Here is a 227-nt window from a genome sequence, read left to right as displayed (position 1 = left end):
ACCGACGCGCGGCTGAGGCCCGTCGCGTGTCGCGCGCCCCAGCCTGCGAACCCGGTCAGCAGGGCCGCCAGACCCAGCAGCAGCCAGCCGACGACAGGCGGATGACGCAGCACGGCCAGGCCGAACACATCGGCATAGACGGCGTTGTAAGTCGCCTTGGGCAGTGCGGGCGCGCGCAGGAAGCCGTCGGTCGCCTCCAGCGCCAGCGAGCCGATATGCTGCAGGCT

The 227-nt window shown here is 71.8% G+C and carries 1 protein-coding gene; it reads right to left on the bottom strand.

The window, feature by feature from the left end:
- Window positions 1-227: hypothetical protein (locus ACM0OY_RS40690; protein WP_414574347.1), on the bottom strand; the 227-nt coding region annotated here is incomplete at both ends.

This window comes from Nostoc sp. CCY 9925 (assembly GCF_963920935.1).
In the GTDB taxonomy this organism is placed as follows: domain Bacteria; phylum Cyanobacteriota; class Cyanobacteriia; order Cyanobacteriales; family Nostocaceae; genus Nostoc.
Note: the sequence above shows the minus strand (reverse complement) of the source record. Positions and strands in the feature narration are given on the sequence as shown.